At 62.5% G+C, this 16,300-nt stretch carries 11 protein-coding genes; 9 read left to right on the forward strand and 2 right to left on the reverse strand.

Features of this window, described 5'->3' with window-relative positions:
* Positions 1 to 20: 20 nt before the first annotated feature.
* Positions 21 to 302 (reverse strand): helix-turn-helix domain-containing protein, encoded by a 282-nt coding sequence (locus K344_RS0115660; protein WP_028081457.1) that lies wholly within the window; start codon positions 300 to 302, stop codon positions 21 to 23.
* Between the two features lie 189 nt (positions 303 to 491).
* On the opposite strand from K344_RS0115660, the gene K344_RS0115665 reads away from it, so the two are divergent.
* The 3 genes from K344_RS0115665 (at position 492) to K344_RS0115670 (ending at position 2,107) form a co-directional block, all read left to right on the forward strand.
* Complete coding sequence (locus K344_RS0115665) at positions 492 to 947, forward strand: heavy metal-binding domain-containing protein (protein ID WP_028081458.1); 456 nt, start codon at positions 492 to 494, stop codon at positions 945 to 947.
* 351 nt (positions 948 to 1,298) lie between these two features.
* Positions 1,299 to 1,514, forward strand: coding sequence for a hypothetical protein (locus K344_RS24185; protein ID WP_157623004.1), 216 nt, complete (start codon positions 1,299 to 1,301; stop codon positions 1,512 to 1,514).
* A complete protein-coding gene (locus K344_RS0115670) occupies positions 1,511 to 2,107 on the forward strand; it encodes a hypothetical protein (protein ID WP_157623006.1) in 597 nt (198 codons plus the stop codon). The genes K344_RS24185 and K344_RS0115670 overlap by 4 nt, the downstream gene beginning before the upstream one ends.
* 22 nt (positions 2,108 to 2,129) lie before the next feature.
* On the opposite strand, the gene K344_RS0115675 is transcribed toward K344_RS0115670, so the two are convergent.
* Positions 2,130 to 2,795, reverse strand: a complete 666-nt coding sequence (locus K344_RS0115675; RefSeq protein WP_157623008.1) for a hypothetical protein — start codon at positions 2,793 to 2,795, stop codon at positions 2,130 to 2,132.
* 159 nt (positions 2,796 to 2,954) lie between these two features.
* Here K344_RS0115675 and K344_RS0115680 point away from each other — a divergent pair, with 159 nt between their 5' ends.
* Genes K344_RS0115680 through K344_RS22060 form a run of 6 tightly spaced genes read left to right on the forward strand, consistent with a single transcriptional unit; the run spans position 2,955 to position 16,298 of the window.
* The gene (locus K344_RS0115680) at positions 2,955 to 3,317 is read left to right on the forward strand and encodes a type II toxin-antitoxin system RelE/ParE family toxin (protein ID WP_028081461.1); all 363 of its coding nucleotides are present in this window, start codon (positions 2,955 to 2,957) and stop codon (positions 3,315 to 3,317) included.
* Entirely contained in the window at positions 3,314 to 3,655 is a 342-nt protein-coding gene (locus K344_RS0115685) for a helix-turn-helix domain-containing protein (RefSeq protein ID WP_028081462.1), read from the forward strand. Before K344_RS0115680 ends, K344_RS0115685 begins: the two co-directional genes overlap by 4 nt.
* A gap of 38 nt (positions 3,656 to 3,693) precedes the next feature.
* Entirely contained in the window at positions 3,694 to 3,909 is a 216-nt protein-coding gene (locus tag K344_RS0115690; RefSeq protein ID WP_157623010.1) for a hypothetical protein, read from the forward strand.
* Complete coding sequence (locus tag K344_RS0115695; protein WP_028081464.1) at positions 3,906 to 9,182, forward strand: DEAD/DEAH box helicase; 5,277 nt, start codon at positions 3,906 to 3,908, stop codon at positions 9,180 to 9,182. Before K344_RS0115690 ends, K344_RS0115695 begins: the two co-directional genes overlap by 4 nt.
* A complete protein-coding gene (locus K344_RS0115700; RefSeq protein WP_028081465.1) occupies positions 9,179 to 11,968 on the forward strand; it encodes a DUF8741 domain-containing protein in 2,790 nt (929 codons plus the stop codon). The genes K344_RS0115695 and K344_RS0115700 overlap by 4 nt, the downstream gene beginning before the upstream one ends.
* A gap of 1 nt (position 11,969) precedes the next feature.
* A complete protein-coding gene (locus K344_RS22060) occupies positions 11,970 to 16,298 on the forward strand; it encodes an Eco57I restriction-modification methylase domain-containing protein (RefSeq protein WP_051362299.1) in 4,329 nt (1,442 codons plus the stop codon).
* Positions 16,299 to 16,300: the final 2 nt, after the last annotated feature.

Consider the following 16,300-nt stretch of genomic DNA (forward strand, 5'->3'; position numbering starts at 1 on the left):
GGCCGACTGCATGCGCCAAGCTACTTCCTTGGCGTCCGTCTCCCCTTCGACTTCGGCGGCGGCGGAAGTTGACCGATCTGTCGCCGCAACGGAAGCAGCTCTGCCGGCTCGCAACCGAGGCCCTGAGCGATCCGAAACAGCATCTCCAGGGTGATGTTGTACCGGCCTCGCTCGATGTGGCTGTAGTACGAGCGGTCCACGTCGATCCGACCGGCGAAGTCCTCCTGCGACAAACCGGCTGCCTCGCGCAGCGCGCGAATCTGCTGTCCGACGAGAGCGAGGGAATGATGCGGGGTACGCATCTTCCCCATTTTTGTCACATTGGCCTATAACTCCACGGTGTTAACATCACATACAATCGATATTGGCCAATGGTCATGATCGGGCGTTGCCGCCGACGAGGCCCGCAAACCCAATGCGCGCAGGAAACAACGACGCGATGACGATCCAGCAAGCGGCTCTCCACGTTACCGTCAGAAGGAAATAGTCCAATGAGCTCAGCACCTATCGGGGTCGTCGTTGGCATTGGTCTAGGCATCGCGTTCCTCGTCGTATTGATCTTCGCCATGATCAGGTCGTATCGAGAGTCGACGATCGGAGCCACAACCAAGAGCGTGGCGATCGATGCGCTCACGCAAGAGCTGCAAACCGAGATCACCGTTGTGACCGGCGCCAGCGTTCCGGGCGCGACCGTTGAGCGCGTGATCGGTCTTGTCCGTGGTATGTCCGAGACGCAGGCGAGCACCAAGCAGCAGTTCGAGTTGGCCGAGAAGGAAGCGCTGCGCAATATGCTCCAGCAAGCCAAGCGGCTGGGCGCGAAGGCGATCCTGGACACGCGGCTCAGCGCGAGCACCTATGAGCAACAAGGATCGAAATGGCAGGTCTCACAGATCGTCTACACGGGCACGGCGGTCATGCTGGGCGCGAGCAGCGCCGGTCATAGCTGATGAACGAGACCAGTCGGAGGCAGCAACCGTTTTCGAACCTTGCGGATGTTCGGAAATGGCGTAGGGCCGTTCCCTCGAAACAGAAAACCTCGCGGCAGACTGGCCATGCGTCGAGCAAAGAACGCCCCCGGCTGCGCCGGTCTACCGCCCTTCACACCTGACGCACGGGTGTCGTGCCGTACAGGCGCGTCCAAGTCGATGACTTGAAAGCGCTTTTCGGTATGACGCGCGTGGTGTCACACGTATGACCCCGGTCATGCATCGCGGTAACGCATTGAAAACGCGGCGCTCCCATCCGGCGCGAAGATCACATGCGAAACTGGGGCCGCGGATCGCGAGGGAGTGAAGTCGATGAGCAAGAAAATTCCACCATCCGAGGGCTTTCAGAGTCGGCTCGACTATGCCGTCGAGACCTTCAATAGCCGACAGGAGCAGCTCAACAGGGCGCTCGCAGGCGAGTGCGATCCGCCTTGGTGCGAGGAAATGCGAGACGCTGGGCGCGAAGCGTTACGGCAGCTGCGCCGCCTGAAAAAGCACGGCAAGGACAATGAAGCGGAGAAACTGTGACCGTCCAGCACGCCATGGATCGCCGCAAGCCATTCCTGTTGCCTCATCCTGGCATCGCACAGGAATTCGACGTCCTGTTCGCCGACACCGAGTTCTCGCGCCTGCCGCTGCCGACCGAGAGCGTCTTCGCTTGGGCGCAGCAGAGCGAGCTGCTGTCGCTGGGCATCACCTGCCTCGAATCATCGATTTCGCCGTCCGGCCTGTACGCCGTTCGGCCGCTCGACAAGAAGCTGCGCAGCCGCTGCACGAGCTTCGTGATCGAGAAAGTCTTGCCGCATCTGGAAGCCGTGTCACCGACCACCCGTTTCCGCTCGCCGGCCGAACTGCGCAAACAGCTCCGGGCATTCCTTTCGGATCGCCGAAGGGCCACCGGCAAGCCGCCGGCGATTGCTGTCGACTGGGCCGGTGACGCGTTCCTACTCGTCGAGGCGCTGCCGCCCGACACCGACGTACTCCTGCTCGAAGGCATGCTCAGCATCGAGCGCGCGATGGAAACCTTCTTCACGGAGGACTACCGGCGGCACAACGCCTTTCATGATGCGCTGGCGCTGCGATACGGCTTCATGGACTACCTCGCCGCCGCCGACGCGTGATGCACCGGCCCTCGCTGATGGCTCATGATGCCAGTGGCAGATAGTCGGATTGCCGATGCACGGCAGCGTCCCGCTCAGCGATCAGGCGCGCCTGGAACTGCAGCACGGATGCGAAATCTTTCGGGATGACCGGGCGCTTCAGCAGTCCAGCGCACTCGGCCGCCGCGACCTCGAACTGGCCACTGCGCCGCAACACATCGACGAGGATGGCACCGTTAATCCATCCCGGCCCGGTGTCGGCGAAGGGCTTGCACTGGAGGAGCCATTCGGCGGCCCATCTGCGACTCAAGGCGGCCGCCATCGCCAATCCTTCGTCGTCGCAGACCCAGGCGGCGTACAGATACGCGACGCCCGCCGCATAGGGATTGGAGGCCCGGGTGTGGATCTGCGCGTGCGCCAGAAAGCGCCGCGCCAGTTCCGGGAAGTCGGCGCGGTGCAGCGCTGACAGGTACGGCTCGGAGCGATACACGCCGATGTCCTCGGGTGTCTGGGTGATGTCCTCTGCCACGTAGCCGCAATCCGGGCACAGCTGGAGCCAGAGGTGCATGTATGCACTCGATCCCGGCGGGGGACGCCAATCGAGATCGGGACCCAGCCCGCTGAAGTCGCTGACGCTGAGCAAGCAGCCGTATTCCTCGACCTTGCCGCAGGCTCCGCAGGTTTGGATGGATTGTCGGATTCTGGTCACTATGCGATTCCTTCGGGCTGCCGGCCGCGGCATCGGTTCAGGCTGACCAGATTATGCGGCGGCAGGCTCGAAAACCGAGCCTGTTTGGGGCGTCTGCATGTGCGCAGGACTGCTAGCAGGCGTCGTCGGATCTATACTTGTTCTGGTATAGTCCGCAGCATGACTGACCGCGAAAGGCCCCTCGTTTGGATTGGCGGCAGCAAGAGGGACTTGATGGCGCTGCCGATCGGCGTCCGCAAATTCTTCGGCCACGCCCTCGACTTCGCCCAGCGCGGCGATCGGCACGATGCCGCGAAGGCGCTCAAAGGCTTCGGCGGCAGCGGTGTCCTGGAGATCGTCGAGGACGATGCCGGTGGCACGTACCGCGCGGTCTACACGGTCAGATTCGCGGAAGCGGTGTTCGTCCTGCACTGCTTCCAGAAGAAGAGCAAGAGCGGCATCGCAACTCCCAAGGAGGACATCGAGATCATTCGCGTACGGTTGAAGGTGGCCGAGGCGATGGCCAAGGAGATGAAGAAATGAGCAAGCGTACCCGCACCGTTGAAGGCATCGAGGTCGAAACCGGCTCCGGCAACGTCTTTGCCGATCTGGGGCTGCCCGACGCCGAGAAACTCAAAATCAAGTCCGGCCTGGTGATCGAAATCACCCGTGCTGTGCGCAGGCTCGGCTTGACGCAGGAGGAAGCCGGTCGCCGTATGGGCATCGCCCAGCCGAAGGTTTCGGCAATGCTGCGCGGAGACTTCACCCACCTCTCCGAGCGCAAGCTGATGGACTGCCTGAACCGTCTCGGGTATGACATCGAGATCAAGGTCAAGCCGGCGCGCAGAGCGATGGGGCATTTGACGGTTGCGGTCAGGTAATCAGAATGACGGAAAGCGGCCCCGGGGGGGACCGCCAAATGCCAAGAACGAACGAGGACCTTCCGCGCGTCCAGATCGCTGCCCAGCTCAACGATCAGGGCTGGAACGTTCTTGACAGCAGTTTCGAGGGTTTCGAGTGCACCCTCTATGGCAGGGTCAAAGCTGACTACATCCTGCGCGACCGGAAAGGACGCGTCATCGTGGCTATCGATGCGAAGAAGAATGCCGGCAAGACGGTGGAGGAAGCTCAGTGAACGTATTTTCTCTGAGAAGCGATCTGATCGGCGGCTACAGCGCGTTCGCCCGGTCGTTCACGCACATTCGTGCCGAAGATATTCGGACCCAGGTCGACTCAGCCTTCGGTTCCGGGCGCTACTGGCCCGAGCCTCTGATTCAGATCAATCCCCGCTTCAAGCCGGGGAAATCGATCCCCGAGCACATCGCGACCGGCGATCTTCACCCAGGCACCGAGGCAATCTTCCGGGCCGACGGACAGCCGATGCGCTTGCACCGGCACCAGTCCGAGGCGGTAGCGCTTGCCCGAGCAGGACGCAGCTTCGTCGTGACGACCGGAACCGGATCGGGCAAGTCGCTCTGTTTCTTCATCCCAATCGTAGACGCGATCCTGCGCGCGAAGGAAAAGGACCCCACGCCCAAAACGCGCGCCATCGTGATCTACCCGATGAACGCGCTGGCGAACAGTCAACTAGAAGAGTTGCAGAAGTTCCTGCCCGGTGACACCCCGGCGATCACTTTCGCCAGATACACAGGCCAGGAAAGTGACGAGGTCCGCGAACGCATCCGCAGGAACCCGCCGGATATCCTGCTGACCAATTTCATGATGCTCGAACTGCTGCTCACCCGACAGGACGAGCTTGACCGCGACGTAATCGACCATTGCGCCGGGCTGAATTTTCTCGTGCTCGACGAGCTGCATACCTATCGCGGCCGCCAAGGTGCGGACGTGGCATTGCTCGTGCGCCGAGTGCGGCAGCGCCTGAGGGCTGATCACCTGCAATGCATCGGCACGTCGGCCACGATGGCGAGCCAGGGCACGCAGGAGGAAAAGAACAAAGTCGTCGCCGGTGTTGCCGCGAAGCTTTTTGATTCAACGATTCAGCCCTCCGATGTGGTCACAGAAACGCTTGAACGCGCCACGGACCCGCAGCAAACGGCGGAGAGCGTGCGAGCCAAATTGCCCGCTACGATCAACGCCGGTGGTTTCGACAAGCTCTCGGACAAAGAACTTCGGGACCATCCGCTGGCGGTCTGGGTCGAAACGACTCTCGGCCTCGATTTCAGCGACGGAAAGCCCGTTCGCGCGAAACCGCTAACCCTCGAAGAAGCCGCCGACACGCTGAGCGAAGCTTCGCATCTCAATCTCGCTCAGTGCCTCTCTGCATTGCAGGCGTTCCTGCTCGCAGCCGCATTGCCCGAGTCGTCTCGCACATCAGCAGCGAGGGGCGGCACCAAGCCCTTCTTTGCGTTCAAGCTCCACCAGTTCATATCGGGAGCCTCGACAGCCTACGTGACCTTGGAGGCGCCCGGATCGCGCACAGTTCAGCTGGAAGGCCAGCAATATCTGCCGGGCTCGGAAAACACCAAGCGTCTGTATCCCACCTACTTCTGCCGAGACTGCGGCCAGGACTACTACTGCGTTCGGGTCCGCACCGAAAACAACACGTCTTTCGTGCTCCCGCGCGACATTGATGATGTCGCCGCAGTCAAGGACGAAGACGAAGCCGACGAGGATAGCGAGGGCGAAAAGACCGGCTTTCTGCTGGCCAGTCCCGGCGATGCGGACTTTACGTTCACGGGCGAAATCGAGGATTACCCGGAGACCTGGCTGGAGATCGGTCCTGCCAATACCCCACGTCTGCGGCCAACCTACCGCAAGCTCAGAGCCGTGCCACTCGACGTTGCTGCCGACGGCAAGGTGGGCAGCGGAGTGCCGTCGTATTTCCTGCCCGGGAAGTTCCGTTTCTGCCTGCGGTGCAGGGCTGCCCACAGCGTGCAAGGCAAGGACATCAACCGGCTGGCTTCGCTGTCGGCTGAGGGCCGCAGCTCCGCGACGACAGTCCTCACCACGTCCATCCTGGAGTGGATGCACAAACAAAGTGCCGGATTCACCCGGCACACCCGTAAGCTGCTCGGCTTCACGGATAACCGGCAGGATGCGGCGCTTCAGGCCGGCCACTTCAACGACTTCATCTTCGTGAGCCTCATTCGGTCGGCCTTCTTCGGCGCGATCAATGCAAAGAAGGAAGGCATCACGGATGCCGATCTGGGCGAGCAGATGGTGGGCGCGCTGGGTTTCGATCAACCTATCCCTGCCAGCGCTGATCCCGCGACGACACACCTCGCCGAATGGCTGCAGGACCCGGCGCTTTCGGGTCGCGATTTGCAGGACGCGAAGAACATCCTTCGGCAGGTTCTCGCATATCGCGCCTGGTTCGATCAGCGGCGTGGTTGGCGATACACGAATCCGAATCTTGAGCAGTTGGTCATGCTGCGGGTGTCCTATCGCGACCTCGATACGTTCGTTGCGAGCGACGACCGCTTCAAGAACGCGCCTTCGGTCCTGAAAGGCGCGTCACACGAGACTCGTCGACGCGCGTTTAACGAGCTTTTCGACTACCTGCGCCGGGGGCTTGCCGTAGACGCTGCAGCCTTGGACGACCAGGAGCTGCGCAAGCTCGCGGACGAAAGTCGCAAGTTTCTGCGTCTGCCGTGGGCCTTCGGTCGCGACGAGCAATTGCGCTCTGCCCGTTGGCTGTTCTTGGACCCGCCTGGCGGTGGCCAGCGACAGGGGCGCGATGAGGATCTGATTCTGCGTGCAGGCCTGCAGAGTCCGCTTGGCAAGGAGCTGCGCAGGGCGTCGCTATGGGGCGCTGACAAACCCCTTGGGAGGGATGCATACCGCGAACTTCTGGAATGGATGCTCCAAGCTGCCAAGGGCTTTGTGCGGCGTGATGAGGCGACACCATTCGCGCGGGCCGGCTGGCGACTGCGCAGCAACGCGGTGCTCCTGACGACTGGCGACGGGATTCTGGAACGCGGCAGGGCCAACGCGTTCTTCACGGAGCTGTATCGCACACTAGCCCAGACCTTGCAGGGTGGCGGCGCAGCGATTTTCCGATTCGAGGGTCGCGAGCATACGGCGCAGGTCGATGCCAGCATTCGTGAAATCCGCGAGGCCCGCTTCCGCCAGAGCGACAAAGATCGCGAGGCGCTGGATGGCAAGCTCGGGGAAACCGCGCGCAGCATGGGCGAGAGCACGCGCTTCCTGCCAGTGCTCTATTGCTCACCCACGATGGAACTCGGCGTCGACATCTCGGCGCTCAACGCTGTCTACCTGAGAAATGTGCCGCCAACGCCCGCCAATTATGCGCAGCGAGCGGGACGTGCCGGACGCAGCGGTCAGGCGGCCCTTGTGGTTACCTACTGCGCGGCACGCAGCCCACACGACCAGTTCTTCTTCCGTGAGCCCCGCCAGATGGTTCACGGTGAGGTGCGCGCACCACTCATCGAACTGGCGAATCGGCAACTCCTTGAGAGTCACCTTCATGCGATCTGGCTGGCCGCCAGTGGCACGGCACTGGGCAAAGCGATCGCCGAGGTCGTTCAACCCGAACAGCCGGGTCTTCCGGTCCGCCGGGAAGTGATCGAGGCGTTCAGCCAAGCCAGCGTTTCCGTGCATGCAAAGGCTCAGGCGATCCCCATCCTGCAGAGACTGAGCGAAATTCTGACGCCGCGCGATGCACCTTGGTACGACGGTCCCGAGGCATTTGCCGCGCGGATTCTCGGCAGCGCAATCGCGTCTTTCGAACGGGCCTTCGATCGCTGGCGCAATCTCTTCGCCGCCGCAGTTCGCCAGCGGGATCAGGCCCAGGCCACGATCAACGACTTCACGATCCGCGATCCCAAGGAGAAGGACGCCGCCAAGCGCCGGCATCGGCAAGCCATCGAACAGATTGAGCTACTCTTGCACGGCAAGGAAACACTCTCCAGCGACTTCTATACCTACCGCTATCTGGCGACCGAGGGCTTCCTGCCGGGCTACAACTTCCCGCGCCTGCCGCTAATGGCCTACGTGCCGGGCAGCGGTGATGGCTCGCGCAACCAGACCTTCTTGCAGCGTCCCCGATTCCTCGGCATTGCGGAGTTCGGCCCACGCAGCCTCGTGTATCACGAGGGTCGCGCATTCCGTGTCGTGCGCGTGCGCATCGCTGTTGGCACTCAGGAAGGTCAGGCCAACCTGCAACGACTGCCGACAACCAGTGCCCGAGTTTGCCGTGCCTGCGGTGCAGCGCACTTCACCCCCCAGGAGGAGCGTTGCCATGCCTGTCGCGCCGACTTGGACACCGCCGAAGTCGTGCGCGAACTCTACCGCGTGGATGCCGTGGACACGGAACCCACAGAGCGCATCACAGCCAACGACGAAGAACGTCAGCGGCAGGCGTTCGAACTGCAGACCACTTTTCAGTGGGCACGGCGCAACGGCGTCACGGACGCGCGCGTCCTGACAGCGAGAGACAGCGAAGGAGATATCGTTCAGCTCCGTTACAGCGCCGGCGCCACGATCACGCGAATCAACAAGGGCCTACGCCGACGCAAGGACAAGACGGTCTTCGGTTTCAACGTCAGCCCCAAGACCGGCTACTGGCAGAAGGACGAAAGCGAAAACGGCAATGGCGCGGCCGATCCAAATCCCGATAACGTGCCGCCGCAGCGGATTGTCCCCTACGTCGAGGATCAGAAGAACGCGCTATTGCTCCAGCCATCCGGCGAGTGGACTGACACGACCCTAGCGACGGTGCAATACGCGCTCAAACGAGGCATCGAGACCGTATTCCAGCTGGAGGAGAGCGAAATCCTCGCCGAACCGCTGCCGACCCGCGCCGAGCGCAAGGGTGTTCTGCTCTACGAGACGACAGAGGGCGGCGCTGGCGTTCTGTCGCGTCTGGTTTCGGAGGCTGACGCGCTCTCTCGCATCGCTGTCGCCGCACTTCGCATTCTGCACCTCGATATTCCGGACCCGGCCAAACTGCACGAGACGGCCCCCGAAGCCCTGGTCGATGTCGCAGGCACGCAGTGTGTTGCGGGCTGCTACCGCTGCGTCCTGTCCTACTACAACCAGCCCGACCACGAGCTGCTTGATCGCCGCGACGAACACGCGCGGCGCATTCTGTGGCGCCTGGCGTGCTCGACCACTGACCTCTCAGCGGATGCGACGGCGCAGGCGGCCGAACTGCCGCCCGACACCACCGAGCCCAAGGGATGGGAGGCGACGTGGCGACAGAACGTCGCCGCCCAGTCGCCGCACCTGCCCCAAACCAAGCGGTTCGAGCATGCCGGTAGCGTCCTGCTGCACTGGCCCGACCACTACGTTGCCATCGCTTTGCCAGACACCGCACGCAGCCTTCAGTCGGAGTGGGAAGACAAGGGCTACACGTTCGTGCGCTTCTCCGATGATCAGACGTCCTGGCCCGCAGCACTCAAGAAACTCGAAAAACTCGTCTCATGAACGATTTGGCATTCTCGCCTGGCAGCATCGTCCGCGCCCGTGGACGCGACTGGGTCGTCCTGCCCAGCAGCGAGTCCGACGCGCTGCACCTGCGCCCGCTCTCGGGGTCCGAGGCGGACACAGCCTGGGTGCATCTGGGCCTGGAACCGGAAGTCCAGCCCGCGCGCTTTGATGCCCCATCGCCTGACGACATCGGCAATCGCGAATCTGCAAGCTTGCTGGCCGATGCACTGACGCTGTCGCTGCGGCGCGGAGCCGGTCCCTTCAGGAGCTTCGGTAACGTCGGTATCGAGCCGCGCAGCTATCAGTTGGTCCCATTGCTGATGGCGCTGAAGCTCGATCCCGTCCGGCTGTTGATTGCGGATGACGTAGGAATCGGCAAGACGATCGAGGCACTTCTCATCGCGCGCGAGCTGTTCGATCGCGGCGAGGTGCAACGCTTCACCGTGCTCTGTCCACCGCACCTCGTCGAGCAGTGGATCGCGGAATTGAGCGAACGGTTTCACTTCCAGGCCGTCGATGTGACGGCGTCCAGCGCAGCGCGGCTGGAGCGTGGGCTGCCGGTCGGCGCCAGCCTGTTCGAGCAGTATCCCGTCACCGTCGTTAGTCTTGACTACATCAAGAGCCAAAAGCGCCGCGACGAGTTCGCCCGCGCCTGTCCCGAGCTGGTTATCGTGGACGAGGCGCACACCTGTTCGGCGGCCACGGACGGCAAGCATCTGCGCTACGCCTTGCTCAAGGAGCTGGCCTCCGACCATGAGCGCCATCTGGTGCTGCTGACGGCGACGCCGCACAGTGGCGACGAGCAGGCGTTCTATCGCCTGCTGGCACTGCTCAAGCCTGGGTTCGGGGCGCTGGCCACAGCGCAGGGCGAGGCACGCGACAAGCTCCGCCTCGATCTGGCATCGCACTATGTGCAGCGCCGTCGCCCGGATATCAACGCCTGGAACGACGACAACCTGTTTCCGCGCCGAGAGGTCGCCGAGGCGACCTACCGCTTGACCGGCGGATGGGACCAGTTCTTTCAGGACGTGCTCGATTACTGCGCAGCCATCACCGAGCAGGCGGGCGGCGACGAGCGCCGCAAGCGTCTCACGTTCTGGGGCACGCTGGCACTGATGCGCTGTGTGTCGTCCAGCCCGGCGGCTGCGGTGCAGGCATTGAGCACCCGGCGGCTGTCGCTGGAAGAGACGGCTGCCGACGAGCTGGCCGAGCGTGTCTTCGACGGACGCACAGACGCTTTGACGGACGACGACGTGGAGCCCGGCGCGCAGGACAACGCCTTGGACACGCTACTCCGCCAGGCGCGCCGCTTGGAGGGAGAAGCGGACGATCCCAAGCTTGCCAAGCTTGCGAGTGTGCTGGAGGGCATGTTCAGAGATGGATTCGCGCCCGTGGTGTTTTGTCGCTACATCGCCACGGCCCACTATCTAGGCTCGCATCTGCGCCAGCGTTTTCCCAAGCACACCGTCGAAGTCGTAACCGGCGAACTACCTTCAGAGGAACGCCGGGCACGCGCCGAAGCGTTGGGCGAGCACGACCACCGCCTCCTCATTGCCACAGACTGCCTGTCGGAGGGCGTCAACCTGCAGCAGCACTACGACGCTGTCGTGCACTACGACCTGTCCTGGAACCCGACGCGGCATGAACAACGAGAAGGCCGCGTGGATCGCTTCGGTCAGCCAGCTCGCATCGTGCGCGCCGTGCTGGTCTACGGTGAGAACAACCCGGTCGACGGTGCCGTGCTCAACGTGATCATTCGCAAGGCCGACGCCATCCGAAAGGAGTTGGGCGTTCCCGTGCCGTTGCCGGATGACGATCACACCTTGACGCAGGCGCTCATGTCCGCCGTACTCCTGCGCCGGCAAGATCGCGGGCCGCAGCAAGCATTCGATTTCGGAGCCCTACCTTCGGCCAAAGAGCTGGACGTGATCTGGACTGATCTCGCCGAGAAGACCAAAGCCAACCGCACGGTGTTTGCCCAGCGCGGCCTCAAGCCAGAGGACGTGATGCCGGAGTGGGAACGCTCCCGTGCGGCGCTCGGCAACGCCGAGTCCGTGAAGCGCTTTATCGAGCGCAGCCTTGCTAGGCTCGGTGCAGGCGCCGAGCCCCGCCGCCGCAGCGGCAAAGACATCCTGCGCGTGCCGCTGTTGGCATTACCTCCTGCGCTCCGAGAAAGACTGACGGCACAGGGCTTGGAAGACCGGGTCGATATCGATTTCTCACCGCCTGCTGCACCGGGCTGCAGCCCCATCCATCGCGCGCATCCGCTCGTCGCTGTGCTCGCAGAACATCTACTTGAGTTCACGCTCGACGAGCGCACGAACGGCGAACCGGACCCCGCGAGGCTCGGTCGGTCAGGCGCATGGATCAGCCCCGCAGTCGCGCAGTTCACCACGGTATTGCTGCTCCGGCTCCGCCATCAGCTCACGCTGGGGCGTGGGCGCGTGGCCCGAACCCTGATGGTCGAGGAATCATTACCGGTGGCATTGGTCGGCAAGACCAATCCCAGTTGGCAGGTCAACCCGCCCATTGGCGACTGGTTTGCCGCGCCGGCCGGGAACGAACTTGCGCCCCCGGCTCGCAGCCGCTTCGTCAGCGAAGCCTTGAACGTGCTTGCCACGCAAACCACGCAGTTGGAGTCTCTGGCCGATCAGCGGGCGGAAGCCCTGCTGGCCGACCACCGTCGGGTCCGTGATGCAGCCCGTGCGCGCGGCGAATATCAGGTCAAGTCGCTGAAGCCGGTGGACGTGATCGCGACCTACGTGCTGCTGCCAGTGAGCTGACATGGCCAGACGCAAACTCACCCAGCTCGCCTACGACGCCCTCACGCTGGAGGGCGGCCTCTTCAACGCGGAGTGGCTCGCCAAGGTCGCCCACCTAGAAGCACCCCACCAGAAGCCCGATGACTACGGCATTCCGGCCGGCCTGAATCTGCGCGACGAGATTGCCCGTGCTTGGCGTATCGCCCAGGCGCTCTGGATCAAGTTCCAGGCCAGCCGCAGCGCTGCGTCGGGAGGCGCAGCGGCGACAGAGAAGTTCGTCGTGGCGCTGCTGGAAGCGTTCGCGTTCGCGGGGCTCACCAAGCAGGCTTCGGCCCGAGCGATTGGCGAGCGCAGCTTCCCGATCTCGCACGCGCTGCATCGCATTCCGGTCCTCGTTGCTGCGCATACCGAAGGGCTGGATGAAGGGCAGCAGCGTTTCGGCGAAGCAGGCCGTCGCCGCAGTCCCTTCAGTCTATTGCAGGAATACCTGAATGCCGCCGACCAATCCTTATGGGGCTTGGTCTGCAACGGCACGAGGCTCCGCCTTGTGCGGGACAACGCCAGCCTGACTCGCCCGGCGTGGCTGGAGGCGGACTTGGAGCGTATCTTCACCGAAGAGCGCTTTGCGGACTTCTCCGCGTTGTGGCTCACGATCCACGTCAGCCGCTTCGGCGCCGCAGACAGCTCTCCGACCGACTGTGCTCTGGAAGCCTGGCGAGAGGCTGGCCAGCAGGCCGGCACGCGCGCGCGCGACGAACTGCGCAAGGGTGTCGAGCGTGCGCTCCTGGAGCTGGGCCAGGGTTTTCTCAGCGAGGCATCGAATGCGGAGCTGCGCGCCGCACTGGTGGCCGGCACCCTAACGCCTACAGCCTACTTCCAGCAGCTCCTGCGTCTTGTCTACCGTCTGATCTTCCTGCTCACGGTCGAGGAACGCGGACTGCTGCACCCTCCCGGCAGCGATGCCAAAGCTCAAGCGCTTTACGAGCGCGGCTACAGCCTGCGCCGGCTGCGCGAACGCGCCATTCGGCACAGTGCCCACGACACACATCGTGATCTCTACGCCTCGCTTACGGTCGCGTTCCGTGGCCTGGCTGGCGGCGAACCGCGCCTCGCGCTTCCTGCGCTGGGCGGCCTGTTCGCGACCGAGCAAACCCCTGTCCTGGACGCTGCCCAGCTTCAGAACCGGCATCTGGTCGCTTCGCTCTGGGCGCTTGCATGGATCGCGCGCGACGGCGCCACCGAGCGCGTCAACTGGCGCGACATGGGGCCGGAGGAACTGGGTAGCGTTTATGAGAGTTTGCTGGAATTGCGCCCGCAGATCGGAGAAGGCGCTCAGACGTTCCGGTTTGCGAGCGAAAGCGAGTCCAGAGGTAGTGCACGGAAGCTCTCTGGTAGCTATTACACACCGGACAGCCTGGTTCAGGTGCTGCTTGATTACGCGCTTGAACCTGTCATTGCACGACGGCTGTCCGAACGCCCTCAGGATGAAGCCTCGGCTTTGCTGTCGATCACCGTTGTTGATCCCGCAGTAGGCAGCGGACACTTTCTGCTCGCTGCCGCTCGACGACTCGCAGCTCACCTGGCGAGGATTCGAGCGCAGGGACAGCCTGGAGCGGCAGAACACCGGAAGGCACTGCGCGACGTGGTATCGCATTGCCTATTTGGTGTTGACCGCAATCCCATGGCGCTGGAACTTGCAAAGATCGCTCTCTGGCTGGAGGCCATGACGCCGGAGTCGCCACTGTCCTTCCTCGATTCGCACTTGGCGCTTGGGGATGGTCTATTGGGCCTGTTGAACTTTTCGGTGCTGAAGGACGGAGTTCCCCAAGGGGCATACAAGCCCTTGCTCGGAGACGACCCCGATATCTGCTCAGTCTTAAAGAAGAGGAACAAGGCTGGTCAGCGCGTATTTGCTGCCAGTCGCCAGCAGCGGGAGCTTGAATTTCGGGCGCCTACGCTTGCCGAGGCGTTTGGTCAGCTCGACGCTGCAGGCGATGAGACGCTGGGTGACGTGGCTGCGAAGAAAAAGCGGTTCAGCGAAATCCGACAGCAGGCACTTGGCTCGCCCCTAGCGCTGGCGGCGGACCTTTACGTCGCAGCGCATCTGATGCCCAAGACGGCTGCTACGCAATCACTGGTGCCCACCAGCTCGGACCTCGTTCACCTCATGCAAGGCCATGGAGAGAGCGAACTGGGACGCGAAATGATCCTTGCGGCACAGGAAGCCTGCAGGAAAGCGAGCGTCCTTCACTGGCCACTGACCTTTCCTCAGGTGTTCGCAAAGGGCGGTTTCGACGTTGTGTTTGGTAATCCGCCTTGGGAGACCATGAGCCCAGACGCGAAAGAATATTTCTCATCCTACGTCCCTGGCATCGCTGGCATGACGCCTGAGGAGCAGGAAGCGGCAATTGGTCATCAGTTGGAAGTACCCGCGGTTGCGCGCGAGTGGTACGAACACTGCCGCGCACTCTACGCAGCAGTCCTGTTCATGAAGGAAGGCGGTCGCTACACGCGATACGCGGAGGGGAACCTCGGCAAAGGAGACTTCAACGTCTACCGGCAGTTCGTCGAACTGGCAATGGACGCATGCCGACCCGGCGGCTACGCCGCCCAGGTTGTCCCTGAGAACTTCTACAACGGGGCTAACGCTGCCGGTATTCGCAAATCGCTGTTTGATTCGTTCGAGGTCCAGGCGCTCCTTGGTTTTGAGAATCACCGAAAGGTTTGGTTCAACGCAATCGATTCCCGCACGAAGTTTGCGCTCTATGTTGCGCGCAAGGGCGGGGCATCGAGACAGTTTGGAGCCGCATTCTCGATTCGCAATCCTGGCGAACTCGCGGCGGCGCTAAGCCAACTCCTTCTCGTTGACGTGTCGTTGCTCAAGGAGTTCTCGCCGGAAGCGCAGACGGTCATGGAGTTCTCAAACCAGTTCGAGATCGACATATGCCGAAAGATGTATGCGTCGTTCCCACATTTCGGAACTAGGCTGAACGGACTCCCGTATCGCGACTATATGCGTGAGGTTGATATGGGAAACGACAATGACCTTTTCGAAGCGGATGCGGCTGGACTCCCTCTCTTTCAGGGCAGCATGGTCACTCATCATGACTATAGGGCCAAGGGTTACGTCTCCGGACACGGTCGAAATGTCGTGTGGGAGGAGATGCCGTTCGGACATCTAGGGAAAGCAATCCGGCCTCAGTGGTATATCGCAGCCGAGCATATTCCCGACAAGTGCGAATCTCGGATAAGGGAGTATCGGATCGGATTTTGTGACGTGGGAAACGCGACAAATCAAAGAGCCCTTATGGCGGCATTAATACCGCCCAACACGATCTGTGGCCACAAGGTGCCAACGATCTCCTTTCCTAATAGCGAGCCTTCCTACTGCGTCTTATGGCTCGCTGTGGCGAACAGCTTGGCGATGGATTTTCTCGTGAGGATGAAGATAGCCCTCACCATGTCGCTGTCTTTGATGGATACGCTTCCATTTCCACGGGTCGCATCACGACAGAACGAAACGGCCAGGATCGCTGCGTTGGGTGCTCGACTGTCGTGCGCCGGACCGGAAATGGCCGCCTTCCTTGAACTCCTAAAGGCGGACCATCATTTGGCTGATTTTGACCTCACGCCTGTCGCCGATCTGGATCAAAGGCGGCGAATTTCAGCAGAGATCGACGCGCGGGTCGCTCGAGACCTCTACGGACTGACCCGAAACGAACTTGCTTATATTCTGGACCCCAAGGACGTGCTAGGGGGCGACACCACAGTAGAAACCTTTCGCTCTCTGAGAGACCAGGAAGTCCGCCAGTTCGGCGAATACCGGACCCGCCGCCTCGTTCTTGAAGCCTGGGATTCACTGGAGGCTGAGCGCCCAGTAGCGATTCCGGTGCGCGTCGCTCCCCGCCGCACTGCGCCATATTCGCGCTACGCCCCTACGGGCATCCCATGCTGCGAGGCGGAAGACTGGTTGGCCGGCGTAATCTGTGACGCCGCAGTCATCAACGGCCCGATGTCGGAGTCCGCATTGCGCCTGCTGCTGACGGCAAATGCTGCGCCTCCGCAAGGTCTGGCTGCCTTGCAGACGGAATGGCTGTCGAAGGCGCGCCTGGACCGCCTTCCCCTGGTTCTCAAATGGCTTCGGAGCGAGCTGGGACTATCGGCGACCGCCGATATCAGCATCAACGATCAGAGCAATCTGGCCCAGATTCTTGGGGACAACCGCACGGAACAGCTTGCACGCCTTCTGACTGAGGCTCGCCGCGCCGAGCAGGATGCGCTCGAAGCGCTCGAACGCGAGCCCGCGACAGCGGACAGTCAGAACGCTGGCGCAGCTCCCAAGCGGGCGTGACC

The organism is Solimonas soli DSM 21787, from assembly GCF_000474945.1.
GTDB classification, from domain to species: Bacteria; Pseudomonadota; Gammaproteobacteria; order Nevskiales; family Nevskiaceae; genus Solimonas; species Solimonas soli.

What these genes read in the sequence shown, in the direction of transcription:
- K344_RS0115665 (WP_028081458.1), top strand. Translation starts at nt 492, where the DNA reads ATGAGCTCAGCACCTATCGGGGTCGTCGTTGGCATTGGTCTAGGCATC.
- K344_RS0115700 (WP_028081465.1), top strand. Translation starts at nt 9,179, where the DNA reads ATGAACGATTTGGCATTCTCGCCTGGCAGCATCGTCCGCGCCCGTGGA.
- K344_RS24185 (WP_157623004.1), top strand. Translation starts at nt 1,299, where the DNA reads ATGAGCAAGAAAATTCCACCATCCGAGGGCTTTCAGAGTCGGCTCGAC.
- K344_RS0115660 (WP_028081457.1), bottom strand. Translation starts at nt 302, where the DNA reads ATGCGTACCCCGCATCATTCCCTCGCTCTCGTCGGACAGCAGATTCGC.
- K344_RS0115685 (WP_028081462.1), top strand. Translation starts at nt 3,314, where the DNA reads ATGAGCAAGCGTACCCGCACCGTTGAAGGCATCGAGGTCGAAACCGGC.
- K344_RS0115680 (WP_028081461.1), top strand. Translation starts at nt 2,955, where the DNA reads ATGACTGACCGCGAAAGGCCCCTCGTTTGGATTGGCGGCAGCAAGAGG.
- K344_RS22060 (WP_051362299.1), top strand. Translation starts at nt 11,970, where the DNA reads ATGGCCAGACGCAAACTCACCCAGCTCGCCTACGACGCCCTCACGCTG.
- K344_RS0115690 (WP_157623010.1), top strand. Translation starts at nt 3,694, where the DNA reads ATGCCAAGAACGAACGAGGACCTTCCGCGCGTCCAGATCGCTGCCCAG.